At 42.6% G+C, this 12,393-nt stretch carries 13 protein-coding genes; 5 read left to right on the plus strand and 8 right to left on the minus strand.

Annotated features, from left to right (window positions below):
* Nucleotides 1–102 precede the first annotated feature (102 nt).
* Entirely contained in the window at nucleotides 103–963 is an 861-nt protein-coding gene (locus ATE34_RS04375; protein WP_061598975.1) for a DUF4299 family protein, read from the plus strand.
* 62 nt (nucleotides 964–1,025) lie between these two features.
* On the opposite strand, the gene ATE34_RS04380 is transcribed toward ATE34_RS04375, so the two are convergent.
* The 5 genes from ATE34_RS04380 to ATE34_RS04400 all read right to left on the minus strand — a co-directional run bounded on the left by ATE34_RS04380 (nucleotide 1,026) and on the right by ATE34_RS04400 (nucleotide 5,166).
* Nucleotides 1,026–1,973 carry a DUF6574 domain-containing protein gene (locus ATE34_RS04380; RefSeq protein WP_084911177.1) on the minus strand — a complete coding sequence of 316 codons (948 nt, stop codon included), beginning with the start codon at nucleotides 1,971–1,973 and terminating at the stop codon, nucleotides 1,026–1,028.
* Nucleotides 1,974–2,035: 62 nt separating this feature from the next.
* Nucleotides 2,036–2,965 carry a DUF4097 family beta strand repeat-containing protein gene (locus ATE34_RS04385; protein ID WP_061598971.1) on the minus strand — a complete coding sequence of 310 codons (930 nt, stop codon included), beginning with the start codon at nucleotides 2,963–2,965 and terminating at the stop codon, nucleotides 2,036–2,038.
* A complete protein-coding gene (locus ATE34_RS04390) occupies nucleotides 2,958–3,551 on the minus strand; it encodes a DUF1700 domain-containing protein (RefSeq protein ID WP_061598969.1) in 594 nt (197 codons plus the stop codon). Before ATE34_RS04390 ends, ATE34_RS04385 begins: the two co-directional genes overlap by 8 nt.
* A complete protein-coding gene (locus ATE34_RS04395) occupies nucleotides 3,538–3,864 on the minus strand; it encodes a PadR family transcriptional regulator (RefSeq protein ID WP_061598966.1) in 327 nt (108 codons plus the stop codon). Before ATE34_RS04395 ends, ATE34_RS04390 begins: the two co-directional genes overlap by 14 nt.
* Nucleotides 3,865–3,999: 135 nt before the next feature.
* Nucleotides 4,000–5,166, minus strand: a complete 1,167-nt coding sequence (locus ATE34_RS04400; protein WP_061598964.1) for a CynX/NimT family MFS transporter — start codon at nucleotides 5,164–5,166, stop codon at nucleotides 4,000–4,002.
* Between the two features lie 222 nt (nucleotides 5,167–5,388).
* On the opposite strand from ATE34_RS04400, the gene ATE34_RS04405 reads away from it, so the two are divergent.
* Nucleotides 5,389–6,219 (plus strand): glycosyltransferase, encoded by an 831-nt coding sequence (locus tag ATE34_RS04405; protein ID WP_001114307.1) that lies wholly within the window; start codon nucleotides 5,389–5,391, stop codon nucleotides 6,217–6,219.
* A 75-nt stretch (nucleotides 6,220–6,294) separates the two neighbouring features.
* A complete protein-coding gene (locus ATE34_RS04410) occupies nucleotides 6,295–8,145 on the plus strand; it encodes a polysaccharide biosynthesis protein (RefSeq protein WP_001035719.1) in 1,851 nt (616 codons plus the stop codon).
* 95 nt (nucleotides 8,146–8,240) lie between these two features.
* Here ATE34_RS04410 and ATE34_RS04415 read toward each other — a convergent pair whose 3' ends face one another.
* The 3 genes from ATE34_RS04415 to sdaAB are packed head-to-tail and all read right to left on the minus strand — an operon-like array spanning nucleotide 8,241 to nucleotide 10,444.
* The gene (locus ATE34_RS04415; RefSeq protein ID WP_061598963.1) at nucleotides 8,241–8,870 is read right to left on the minus strand and encodes an HAD hydrolase-like protein; all 630 of its coding nucleotides are present in this window, start codon (nucleotides 8,868–8,870) and stop codon (nucleotides 8,241–8,243) included.
* A gap of 21 nt (nucleotides 8,871–8,891) precedes the next feature.
* The gene (gene sdaAA / locus ATE34_RS04420; protein ID WP_000500031.1) at nucleotides 8,892–9,764 is read right to left on the minus strand and encodes an L-serine ammonia-lyase, iron-sulfur-dependent, subunit alpha; all 873 of its coding nucleotides are present in this window, start codon (nucleotides 9,762–9,764) and stop codon (nucleotides 8,892–8,894) included.
* Between the two features lie 8 nt (nucleotides 9,765–9,772).
* Nucleotides 9,773–10,444: an L-serine ammonia-lyase, iron-sulfur-dependent subunit beta gene (gene sdaAB / locus ATE34_RS04425; protein ID WP_000555871.1), complete on the minus strand. Its 672-nt coding sequence runs from the start codon at nucleotides 10,442–10,444 to the stop codon at nucleotides 9,773–9,775.
* A 241-nt stretch (nucleotides 10,445–10,685) separates the two neighbouring features.
* On the opposite strand from sdaAB, the gene apf reads away from it, so the two are divergent.
* Together apf and ATE34_RS04435 are read left to right on the plus strand one after the other, a co-directional pair.
* Nucleotides 10,686–11,294 (plus strand): aggregation-promoting factor, encoded by a 609-nt coding sequence (gene apf, locus ATE34_RS04430; RefSeq protein ID WP_084911178.1) that lies wholly within the window; start codon nucleotides 10,686–10,688, stop codon nucleotides 11,292–11,294.
* A gap of 277 nt (nucleotides 11,295–11,571) precedes the next feature.
* Entirely contained in the window at nucleotides 11,572–12,378 is an 807-nt protein-coding gene (locus ATE34_RS04435) for an ABC transporter substrate-binding protein (RefSeq protein WP_084911179.1), read from the plus strand.
* The last annotated feature ends 15 nt before the right edge of the window (nucleotides 12,379–12,393 follow it).

Genomic DNA, 12,393 nt, shown 5'->3' on the forward strand with positions numbered 1-12,393 from the left:
GCTGTTTTTCTATGCTTTTTATCTAAAAATCTAAAATTTGTTTCTGTATCTTTCAGGAAAATAGGTTATACTGTATGTAAACGATTTCAAAGGAGGCCAGTTATGGCGAAAACATTTTTTATCCCAAATAAAGAAAGCATTCTAGGACAACAGGAGGTTTTGACTGCCAAGTCCATCTTAGCCTTGGTAGAGGGCTTGGAGTCACACAGTTATGATACGGTCTATCTCCGTCAACCCCTCAATCGTCTCGAGTATATCGAGTGTGGGATTGTAGGTCAGTCGCAATTTCTCTTCAAGGTCAACTATGCGGATAGCCGAAAAGGTTATCAAGTGGTGATTCCAGACTTCCTTACTAGAGCAGACTGGGAGATTGTAGAGGCTCTCCTCCAAGCTCTATCGAACAAGTTGGGGCATGTGGTAGAAGGGTTAGAAGGGTTTGACTTTGAAGCTTATTTCCGACAAACGGTCAAGCATTATCTAGCGGATAAGGCGACTCGTCTAGTATACTGCCAAGGGCTCTTGTCCACTATCTATCTCAACAAGGAATACCTCGAGAGCTTTTTGGCTGAGGATGGATTGGCACGTTTTGAAGAGCTGGTCAAGAAGGTTCAAGGCTCTGATGCCTACCTTGCCAGTGTAAAATTTTACCCAGACGCTCAAGGCAAGGTGCATGGTATCTACCACCTAGCCCAGGGAGTCAAGACGATTTTGCCAAAGGAACCCTTTGTACCAGCACCCTATACCGAGCAGCTAGCAGGCAAGGAGCTTGTTTGGGAGATTGACCTAGTGAAGATTTCTGGTGATGGCTCAAAAGCAGAAGATTATGAAGCCATTGCTCGCTTGAACTATGCAAAATTCCTAGAGTCACTACCAGAAGCATTTTACCAGCAATTAGATGCTAATCAATTAGAAGTACAAGCCATCCTAGGACAAAATTTTGAAGGATTGGCAACCACCAAGTAGACACAGTTCAAAAAAGAGTAAGCATAAAAATCCCTGTCATTAACAAATGGCAGGGATTTTGGTTAAAAGAAGGTCAGGATGCGAAGGTAGTCAACTGTCAGCGCTAACTCTGCAATGAAGAATGGCAAGAGAATAGCACCATCAAGTAAGACAGCGAGCAAGAATCGATAAAATGGGTCGAGGCTACTGGTCTTACTTGGCTTGCTAATCACAAAGAGATTGCCAAGGGAAAAGATGGCCATGCTTAGAAGAGTGAGGATGCCAGCAAATCGTAAGCCACCAAAGAGTGCAAAGAAACTTGCTAGAGCTGTTAGGACAAGTGGGATAGCAAAGAGTCTGCTATACCGATCAAAGGCTTCTTGGAATGTGAAGTCGCTCTCCTGATCCAGCACACGTCGGACAGTAAAGCCTCCCAAAATGATGGAAAAGTAAAATAGAGCGCTAGCGACCAAGATAGAAAGTCCAGCAAAGAGATCTAAAGGTGGGAGCTGGTTAGGAGAACTATTAGCAATAGAAATCATATAGCCATAGTAGAGGTGCTTGATATGATAGATACTAAAGAAAAGATTAATAGAAGACAGCAAGGTGAGTAGGCCAAAGACACTATAACGATGCCTTTGGTCCGTAGTCTTGCTGGTAGTTGGTTCTTGGATAGCATCCAGCAGCCAAGACCAAAATAGTGCGATTTCTTCTTTCAATCTGGCAGTTTTACGAGGGTCAATGTCTGGGATATAGGGGCTTTCTAAAGCCTTGCTGAGGATGCTTTTTTCTTTTGCAGGTTTTTCTTGCTTGTGTTCCTCTTCAGCTTTCCCTTCTCCCTCTTCCTCGGTTTGGGTTTCCTCAATCATTTCGGGAGCGTCTTCCTCATGCGTTTCCAACTCTTCAGGTGAGACAGCTGTTTCTTCACTTACTTGTAGTTCGACCTCCACAGTTTCTGAAGTCTCAGGCTCGTTGGGCTGGTTTTCCGATTTCTTCTCAAGATCGGCACTTTCAAACCATTCTTGTGTCATGGTGGAACCTCCTTTTTTATGATCGTTTTCTATTTTTAGATTAGCAGATGAAAGCGTTTTTGTCAATGGTTTCTAGATGGAGAAGAGTACTCTTCTTTTGGTAGGTAGATATCTTGGTTGGCTTTTGCAATGAGTAGGTCCTTGATATCTGCTTTTTCCGTTTTATAAGGGTTGGCAAGTACATTCTCTTTTTGTCCACGATGTTCTTCTTTGGGTTGACGATAGATACCACCATGCTGAGAAGAAATTTCTAGATTGATACGGTCGGTCTCTTTCTGGGAGAGAATGAGTTGTAGAGTTGAATAAGCCTCTAGCTCGACCTTGCCGTGAACTTGGATATTTTCAGCATAGATGTGTGCTCCCTCCGTCTTGACCTGACTATCTGTCAATTCGGCATCAAAGATATTGATGATATGAGGTGCCGTTAATGTGCTGTTCTTGATAGAACTTTCTGTTAGTCTTAAGAGATAGCCTTTTGTTTTGATGGTTGCATTTTCAAGGTTGGCTTGACGAATATTAGTTTGTCCACGATTGGCTGAGACGGTGATAGCTTGCAGCTTTCTTCCTTTGGGTAGGGAGAGAACGACTTCGTCAAAACGATTAGAATAGTTGCTGGCGATACGAAGTAGGCTTTCGATTCCTGAACCGAGAAAACGATGTTGGGAGGCTTGTTTGTCAGTGATGCTCAGTGTTTTGTCACTCATACCAGTAGTCAAATCGTGACGACCAGACACCGAAGGATGATAGGTGATATGGATCTTGTCATCTACAGACTCTGTGATGGTTAGGCTGTGTTCTTCAAGGGTCAAATCAAGTTTTTCCACTTCACTTCCAAAGGTCACTTCTTCGATACGATTGTCATAGACGGGGTCTTTTGACATGGCAAGCAAACTTTGAATACCATTAGACTGGGCTCCTACAATGATCATGATAAAACCAAGGATTGTAGAAACCACACCAAAGATGAGAAATCCTTTTGTTAATTTACGCATGTCTGTCACCTCTCTTTCCTTTTTTTAGAATCCATTGCACCAAGCGGACGACCAGGAGGCCAAAGAAACGAGCTACATAGGAGATACCTAGTAGAACAAGAGAAGAAGCACCGATAGAAAGCAAACCGGCCCCAAAAATCAAGATAAAGGCAGATTTGGCTTCGACCAGAACACTAAAGCTCTCTACGATAAAGACTCCACCTAGCAGGATACCCGTCACCGAAACAGCGAAAAAGGCTAGAATGACGGAGACAGCTGCGATAAAAATACCGATGATGGCCATGAGGATGCCGATCCCAACCGGAATTCCGATAGGAGCTACTAGCAGGGCCAAGAGGGCAATGTGTAGCAGTTGGCGGTCATTCTTTTGAGCAGGGGCTTCATTGACTTTCTTGTCGAGAAGATCAGAAAGGATATCATGGGCAGCTTCTTTTGGAGTTCCCAGACTGGCAATGAGTTCCTCTTCACCCTCTGTACCTGCATCGTCAAATAGTTCCTTAAAGTAGTCCATGGCTTCGATGCGGTCAGCTTCAGGCAATTTATGGAGATAGGTTTCTAACTGAGTCAGATAGTCAGTTCTTGTCATGGCGGATACTCCCTTCTATGATGCCGTTGACGGTGTCGGTATAGAGCGACCATTCTTCCTTTAGAGTAACGAGCTGCTCTACGCCCCGATTGGTCAAGGAGTAGTATTTGCGCATACGCCCCTGAAACTCTCTAGAGTAGGTGGTCAGAAAGCCACTGGCTTCCAATTTTTTGAGAATGGGATAGAGCGTAGATTCTTTGATATTGGCGATGAGTTTAATGGTTTGACTAATCTCATAACCATAAGAATCCCCCTGCTCCAGTACAGCCAAGATGAGAAACTCGATCAAGGCAGAGGATGTTGGGAAGTACATGGGAAACCTCCTTTATATTATATAAAAATTTTATATATACTCTTTTCAAATATATTGTATCTCAAATTGAAAGCCCTGTCAAGAAATATGTGTAAAAATTTTACATATAAAAAACTCCTAGCAAAAACTAGAAGTTTAGAGGATTTTATCAGCCCGATCCACCATAAAGAGGGAGATGGTCATGATGATGTCAACAGCTAGAAGGGCAAGGACAGCTGGGATCCAAGATTGGAAAAATTCAAAACTATAACCAAACAAGGCAGGTCCAAAAGCAGCTAAGATGTAGCCTCCTGTTTGCGCTAGTCCTGATAGCTGAGCTGTCTTTTCAGGAGAACTGGTTTTAAGAGAAAAGCAAACCATGAGGTAGGGGAAGAGGGCACTGCAGGCCGTTCCAATCAAGAGATGGACGACTAACCAGTAGAGGAAATTATTGGTTGGATACAAGAGCATGGCAATTCCTGTCATCCCAGCGATAGAGATAATTGCCAGCATGATTCGACGGTGGCCGTCTGACAGATGAGTTGTCAGACTTGGAACAGTCATTGAAAAAGGAATGCTGATCAGCGAGAAGATAGAAGCTAGAAGAGCCGCATCACTATTAGAAAGACCAGCACTAATAGCAATCGTTGGCAGCCAGGTCATGCTCGTATAAAAGAGCAAGGACTGAAGTCCGCCAAAGATAATGATAGCCCAGACATCTTTACTTTTCAGAATATTTTCTTTCGATTTCTTTTCTTTCTGTCCTTCTAGGTAGTGGTTGTGGCGATGATTTGGCAACCAGATTAGCAGAGTGACCAGACAGAGAGAGCTGAGAACGAGGATGAGGCCCTTCCAAGAACTAGCTTGGGTGATAGGGACAGAAAGATAAGAAGCGATGGCCGTTGAAACACCCATGGCAGTGACATAGAGGGTTGTTAGGAGACTGATCTTTTGAGGCTGATTTGCCTGGATCATACTTGGGAGGAGTACATTGAAAATAGCGATGCTCGCTCCGATGATCAGAGTTCCTAGATAGAGAAGGGGAAGATTGAAAATCCGAATGACAGAGCCAACAGTTAAGAGGAGGAGACAGTAAGTAAAGAGATGTTCCAACCCGATTTTTTGTGCCAAGCGACTTGCAAAAGCAGAAAAAAGAGCAAACATCAAGAGAGGGAGACTGGTTAAAATCCCAAGAGAACTAACCTCAACTCCTAGTCCCTGAGCGATATCTCCTAAAATGGTTGGAAGAGCAGTGAAAGGAGAGCGTAAAACAGTCCCGATTAAGACAATTCCTAGAACAAAAAAGAGTGATTGTTTTTTCATAAAAACCTCGATGGGATGATTTTAATAACAGCTTATTTTAAGTTTTTTTTCTTATAATGTCAAGGAGAGGACTGCTAAGAAAGTTCGATTGATTTAAGCGAGAATAGAGTGAAAGGAGATATATTTCTTTACTAGAATTTTCCTTGATTTGATATAAAAATAGGAAAGTGAGAAAATTTGTGATAAAATAGTGGAAGGAAATCTATATATTGGAGAAAAACGGTGCCTGAAAAGCAAAAAATCAGCGTCTTGATGTCGGTCTATGTAAAGGAAAACCCGACGTTTTTGAGAGATGCTATCAAAAGTGTTCAAAATCAAACCTTGAAACCGAGTGAACTTGTTCTTGTTGAGGATGGGCCCCTCACGCCTGAGCTCTATCAGGTGCTAGATGAAGTGGAAGCTCAGTCAGACATTCCAGTGAAACGGTGCCCCTTAGAGCAAAATCAAGGTTTAGGCTTGGCTCTTCGTTACGGTGTTTTGCAGTGCCAGTATGACATTATTGCCCGGATGGATACGGATGATTTAGCCGTTCCGGACCGTTTTGAGAAACAGCTTCAACTAATGGAGAAAGAAAATCTCGATCTCTTAGGTGGGCAGATTGCAGAGTTTATTGACAATCCAGATGAGATTGTGTCTTATCGTCGTGTTCCAACTCAGCACGCAGACATTGTGGCTTATCAGAGAATGAGAAGCGCCTTTAACCATATGACAGTCATGTTCAAAAAGGACATGGTCCTCAAAGCGGGCAACTACGAAGACGGGCTTTACATGGAGGATGATCTCCTCTGGCTCAATATGATTACGGCAGGTGCCAAGACTGGCAACCTAGATCAAATCTTGTGTAAGGTTCGTGTAGGTGCAGGAATGTTTGAGCGTCGAGGTGGCTTGCGTTACCTTAAATTCTACCGTCAAGCTCGCCAACGGATGCTTGAGCGAGGGCAAATTTCTTACATGGAATATGCTAAAAGTATGTTCATTCAGGCAATTGTTGCACTTTGTCCAGGCTTTGTACGTCAGTTTATCTTTGTCAAACTTTTAAGAAAGAGCAAGTAAAACCTGATAGATTGAACGATTCGGGTTATCATAACAATAGTATCATCTGACTCTTTTAAGGGGGAGTAAATTCCTATGAATAAAAAACTAACAGATTACGTGATTGATCTGGTTGAAATTTTAAATAAACAGCAAAAACAAGTGTTTTGGGGGATATTCGATATTCTGAGTATGGTGGTTTCCATCATCGTGTCTTATATCTTGTTTTACGGCCTAATAAATCCTGCGCCTGTGGACTATGTGATCTACACTCTTTTAGCCTTCCTTCTCTATCAAATCATAATTGCATTTTGGGGGCTCAATGCTAGTATTAGTCGCTACAGTAAGATTACGGATTTTATGAAAATCTTTTTTGGAGTGACACTCAGTAGTGTTCTTTCTTATGGAATCTGCTATGCCTTTCTTCCATTATTTTCAATCCGTTTCATCGTGCTCTTCATTTTGTTGAGTACCTTCCTCATCTTGCTTCCTCGCATCACTTGGCAGTTGATTTATTCCAAACGTAAAAAGGGTAGTGGAGATGGGGAGCATCGTCGTACCTTCTTGATTGGTGCGGGAGATGGTGGTGCCCTCTTTATGAATAGCTACCAACATCCAACCAGTGAGCTTGAGATAGTGGGGATTTTGGACAACGATGAAAAGAAAAAAGGGCAAAAACTAGGTGGAATCCCAGTTCTAGGCTCTTATGACAATCTACCTGAATTGGCCAAACGTCACCAAATCGAGCGTGTTATCGTAGCAATCCCTTCGCTCGATCCATCAGAGTATGAACGTATCTTGCAGATGTGTAATAAATTAGGTGTCAAATGTTACAAGATGCCTAAAGTTGAGACAGTTGTTCAAGGATTACATCAATCAGGTAGTGGTTTCCAAAAAATTGATATCACAGACCTTTTGGGCCGTCAGGAAATTCGCCTTGACGAATCACGTCTGGGTGCAGAAATTACAGGTAAGACCATCTTGGTGACAGGAGCCGGTGGTTCGATTGGTTCGGAGATTTGTCGCCAGATTAGCCGCTTCAACCCAGAGCGTATCGTCTTGCTTGGACATGGTGAAAATTCAATCTACCTTATTTATCATGAGTTGATTCGTAAATTCCAAGGGATTGATTATGTTCCTGTCATTGCAGATATTCAGGATTATGATCGTCTTTTACAAGTGTTTGAACAGTACAAACCAGCTATCATCTACCATGCTGCAGCCCACAAACACGTTCCGATGATGGAGCGCAATCCAAAAGAAGCCTTCAAGAACAATATCCTCGGGACTTACAATGTTGCCAAGGCTGTTGATGAAGCCAAAGTACCTAAGATGGTCATGATTTCGACAGACAAGGCGGTCAATCCACCGAATGTTATGGGTGCGACTAAGCGCGTGGCAGAGTTGATTGTCACGGGCTTTAACCAACGTAGTAAATCAACCTACTGTGCAGTTCGTTTTGGGAATGTTCTCGGTAGTCGTGGTAGCGTGATTCCTGTCTTTGAACGTCAGATTGCTGAAGGTGGTCCTGTAACGGTGACAGACTTCCGTATGACACGTTACTTCATGACCATTCCAGAGGCTAGCCGTCTGGTCATTCATGCTGGTGCTTATGCTAAGGACGGAGAAGTCTTTATCCTTGATATGGGCAAACCGGTCAAGATCTACGACTTGGCTAAGAAAATGGTCCTTCTAAGCGGGCACACAGAAAGTGAAATTCCAATCGTTGAAGTCGGTATTCGCCCAGGCGAAAAACTTTACGAAGAACTCTTGGTTTCGACCGAATTGGTTGATAACCAAGTCATGGATAAGATTTTCGTTGGTAAGGTTAACGTCATGCCTCTAGAAGCCATTGATCAAAAGATTGAAGAGTTCCGTTCACTCAGCGGAGATGAGCTCAAAGAAGCGATTATTTCCTTTGCAAATGAGACAACCCACGTTGAGTAAGAGTGTCCAACCAATTAATTATAAATAGAAAGCCAAGGTTCTGTTTGTACAGAACCTTGGCCTTTTTACTCTGTAATTTCAAATCGTTGTATTATTTATAGTTGCTTAATGATGTCGTCAATGGTATGGGCAATCCAGTCAGGTTGATAGCTGAGTAAATCAGCCTCTTCTCCAAATCCCCAAGTAACAGCGAACTTTTTAATGCTAGTTTCTTGGGCTCCAATCATATCAAACTTGGTGTCCCCGATGATGAGGACTTGGTCTGCAGGGAGTTGATGCGTTTGCAAGGCAAAACGGATGACATCCGCCTTGTGTGGCGTTTCAGGACTAGAGCCGTAAATGCCATCAAAGAAATGATGGATTCCTAGATTTTTAGTCATATCATGAGCAGTAGGAGTATTCTTTGTTGTGGTAATATAGAGAGGGTAGTTTTGCGAAAGCTCTTGGAGCAATTCCGTTATTCGGGGAAAGAGTTGGGCTTCGTGGATGCCTTTTTTCTTGTAGTAAGAGCGGTAGGTTTGAACAGCCTCCGAGATTTGCTCCTTGGGAAGACACATTGCAAAACTACTTTCAAGTGGCGGTCCCATGAAACCACGAATGGTTTTAGCATCAGGAGTCGGAACTCCCAGTTGTTCAAAGGTATGGGTAAAGGAATTGTGGATCCCGATAGAACTGTCAACCAGAGTTCCGTCTAGATCAAAAAAGATTGCTGAGATAGAGGGCATAGTTTCTCCTAATAGATAAGCTTATTCTCCGAAGATTTCTTTTTGTAGGCGGCGACCAGTAGGAGTGGCAGCGAGTCCACCCTCAGCCGTTTCACGAAAGGCAGTTGGAAGGCTGGATCCGACCTGGTACATGGCATCGATGACTTCGTCAACAGGGATCTTAGATTCGATACCTGCTAAGGCCATATCTGCCGCTATAAAGGCAAAGCTGGCTCCCATGGCATTTCGTTTGACACAGGGAACCTCAACCAGACCAGCGACAGGGTCACAGATGAGACCCAGCATATTTTTAATGACAAAGGCGATGGCTTGGCTAGCCTGATAGGGGGTTCCACCTGCAGCCAAGGTCAAGGCTGCGGCACTCATGGCAGAGGCAGAGCCGACTTCGGCCTGGCAGCCACCTTCAGCACCTGAGATAGAGGCGTTGTTTGCGATAACCAATCCAAAGGCACCAGCAGCAAAGAGGAAATCCAGCTGTTCTTCGTGGCTAAGGTCTAATTTTTGGATAGCGGCAGTGAGAACGGCTGGCAAACAACCAGCACTTCCTGCGGTTGGGGTGGCACAGACCAAACCCATTTTAGCGTTGTGTTCGTTGACCGCGATGGCATTACGGGCTGCTGATAGGATGGTAAAGTCAGACAAGGCCTTGCCACTTTTGAGATGGCGGTCTAGTTTGGCAGCATCGCCACCCGTTAAGCCACTACGGGATTTATTTTCACTGAGACCGAGCTCAACAGAGGCTTTCATGACTTCTAGATTGCGTTCCATGAGGAGGAGAACTTCTGGCCGTTCTCGACCGGTTAATTGATATTCTGTCGCAATCATGAGTTCTGCGACATTTCCTTGGAAGTCTAGATCTGCCTGCTCGACCAATTCTTTGATAGAATAAAACATGTTTCCTCCTACTTAAAGAAATTGACATTGTGGAGATGAGGGATTTTTCGAATTTCTTCAATCGCCTCTTCGCAACTTCGACTATCGACTTCGATAATCATGATGGCTTTTTCTCCAGCTTTTTCTCGAGTCACATTCATCTGAGCGATGTTGATATCGAAACGAGAGAGGGCTTCAGTAACATGGGCAATCATACCTGGAACATCCTGATGCACGATGATGATGGTCGGTGTGTTCATGTTGAGAGAGACAGCAAAGCCGTTAAGCTCCGTAACTTGGATATTTCCCCCACCGATAGAAATACCTGTCACGCTAATGGACTTATGGTCATTCTTTACAGTGATTTTGGTGGTGTTTGGGTGAGGAGCGTTGCTGTCTTTCTGAATGGTCCAGACAATCTTGATACCACGCTTATGGGCAATCTCGAGACTATTTGGAATGTTGGGGTCATCCGTATCCATACCTAAAATACCAGCGACGAGAGCAAGATCCGTTCCATGACCACGGTAGGTCTTGGCAAATGAGTTAAATAATTGGAATTCTACCTCTGTTGGCGTATCGTCAAAAATGGATGAGACGATTTTCCCGATACGAACGGCACCAGCTGTATGGCTACTTGATGGGCCAATCATGACAGGTCCGATAATATCAAAGACAGATTGAAAACGAAGTGAGTGCATCTGTTTCCCCTTACAAAGATTCTTGTTTCTATTATATCAAAGAATGAAGTTCTGTGCTTATTTCCCTTATAAAACTGAAAAAATGGATAAAAATAGTATAAAATCTTGTCTTTTATGACAAAAATATCAATGTTTCAGTAAATATAAAATATTTTTGTAATATTTCTACATAAAACCGTTAAACAACGGTAATATTTAAAAGGTATCATAGATATATTCAATGGAAGGAGAATTTTTAGATATGTCATTAACAACTAAAAAAATCAAAACAACTATCGCAGGAGTAGCAGCTTTACTTGCTTTCTTTGCCCCAGCTCTTGCCTCTGCACAAGAAACTGTAACATACACTGTTAAATCAGGTGATACTCTTTCAGAAATCGCTGAAAAGTACAACACGACTGCTGAAAAATTGGCAGCAAAAAACAATATCAAAGATATCCACCTTATCTATGTTGACCAAGTTTTGGTCATCGAAGGAACAGCTTCTGCTGCAGCTCCAGTTGCAACAACGGAAGAAACAGCTCCAGCAGCTACAGAAACTGTTGAAGAAGCTACTTCAGCGACAACTACAACTTATGAAGCACCAGCAACAGAAAGCAATACTACAGCAGCTTCAACTGTAAGTGGTTCTGAAGCAGAAGCCAAAGAATGGATCGCTCAAAAAGAATCAGGCGGTAGCTACACAGCTACAAATGGCCAATACATCGGACGTTACCAATTGACAGATTCATACTTGAACGGTGACTACTCAGCTGAAAACCAAGAACGTGTAGCAGATGCCTACGTTGCAGGACGCTACGGCTCATGGACAGCTGCCAAGAACTTCTGGCTTAACAACGGTTGGTATTAAGAATACAAGAGTCCTTTAGGGCTCTTTTTTGTTTCTCTATAACAAAAGGTGTAACGATATTCTCAGTAATGCTCTATTTGTATAATTCCAACGAAATCCTTCAAATTATTTTAAAACACAAATAGTATAAATAAGCTTATTATATGTAAAAATATATCATATAATAAGCTTTTTCTTGATTTAAATGAAATAAAATACAGTTTTTTCTTGACAAACGAGAACGAGAAGAGTATTATTTATACAATAATAAAGTATAAAAATTAAAGGAGGCTCTTCTATGAATAAAGTGAAGAAGGTGTTGATGACGATGTTTGGTTTGCTTATGTTTCCCTTATTATTTGCTTGTAGTAACGCTCAATCCCAAGGTGTTGAAGCCATTAAGGCTAAAGGGAAATTGGTGGTGGCCCTAAATCCAGAGTTTGCTCCATTTGAATACCAGAAATTGGTTGATGGGAAAAATCAGATTGTAGGTTCAGATGTTGAGCTCGCCAAAGCCATCGCAAAGGAGCTAGGTGTGGAAGTGGAATTCTCTCCAATGAGTTTTGACAATGTACTGGCTAGTCTTGATTCAGGCAAGGCCGATCTCGCCATATCAGGTGTTTCTAAAACGGAGGAGAGAAGTCAAGTTTACGATTTTTCAATTCCCTACTACACTTCGAAAAATAAGGTGATCGTAAGAAAATCTGAATTAACGAATTACCAATCAGTGAAGGATTTGGCTCAGAAAAAGGTTGGAGCGCAGAAAGGTTCTATCCAGGAAACTTTGGTCAAAGAAACCTTGCAGAATTCTTCTCTCGTTTCACTTCCTAAAAATGGAAATTTGATAACAGACTTGAAATCAGGGCAACTGGACGCGGTTATCTTTGAGGAGCCAGTGGCGAAAGGATTTGTAGAGAATAATCCAGACCTAGCCATCGCTGAGTTTGATGTTGACAATGACAAAGAAGATTCCTACGCTGTTGCGATGAAAAAAGACAGTAAAGAATTAAAAGATGCGGTTGACAAAACCATCCAGAAGCTGAAGGATTCTGGGGAGTTGGACAAATTGATAGACGATGCTTTTAAAGCCTCTATCGAAAAATAGAAAGAAGGATGAGAA

This window comes from Streptococcus oralis subsp. tigurinus (assembly GCF_002093545.1).
Classification (GTDB): domain Bacteria; phylum Bacillota; class Bacilli; order Lactobacillales; family Streptococcaceae; genus Streptococcus; species Streptococcus oralis_C.

Excerpts from the sequence above, each read along its gene's own strand:
- ATE34_RS04375 (WP_061598975.1), top strand. The coding sequence starts at position 103 with ATGGCGAAAACATTTTTTATCCCAAATAAAGAAAGCATTCTAGGACAA.
- ATE34_RS04380 (WP_084911177.1), bottom strand. The coding sequence starts at position 1,973 with ATGACACAAGAATGGTTTGAAAGTGCCGATCTTGAGAAGAAATCGGAA.
- ATE34_RS04385 (WP_061598971.1), bottom strand. The coding sequence starts at position 2,965 with ATGCGTAAATTAACAAAAGGATTTCTCATCTTTGGTGTGGTTTCTACA.
- ATE34_RS04390 (WP_061598969.1), bottom strand. The coding sequence starts at position 3,551 with ATGACAAGAACTGACTATCTGACTCAGTTAGAAACCTATCTCCATAAA.
- ATE34_RS04395 (WP_061598966.1), bottom strand. The coding sequence starts at position 3,864 with ATGTACTTCCCAACATCCTCTGCCTTGATCGAGTTTCTCATCTTGGCT.
- ATE34_RS04400 (WP_061598964.1), bottom strand. The coding sequence starts at position 5,166 with ATGAAAAAACAATCACTCTTTTTTGTTCTAGGAATTGTCTTAATCGGG.
- ATE34_RS04410 (WP_001035719.1), top strand. The coding sequence starts at position 6,295 with ATGAATAAAAAACTAACAGATTACGTGATTGATCTGGTTGAAATTTTA.
- ATE34_RS04415 (WP_061598963.1), bottom strand. The coding sequence starts at position 8,870 with ATGCCCTCTATCTCAGCAATCTTTTTTGATCTAGACGGAACTCTGGTT.
- sdaAA (WP_000500031.1), bottom strand. The coding sequence starts at position 9,764 with ATGTTTTATTCTATCAAAGAATTGGTCGAGCAGGCAGATCTAGACTTC.
- sdaAB (WP_000555871.1), bottom strand. The coding sequence starts at position 10,444 with ATGCACTCACTTCGTTTTCAATCTGTCTTTGATATTATCGGACCTGTC.
- apf (WP_084911178.1), top strand. The coding sequence starts at position 10,686 with ATGTCATTAACAACTAAAAAAATCAAAACAACTATCGCAGGAGTAGCA.
- ATE34_RS04435 (WP_084911179.1), top strand. The coding sequence starts at position 11,572 with ATGAATAAAGTGAAGAAGGTGTTGATGACGATGTTTGGTTTGCTTATG.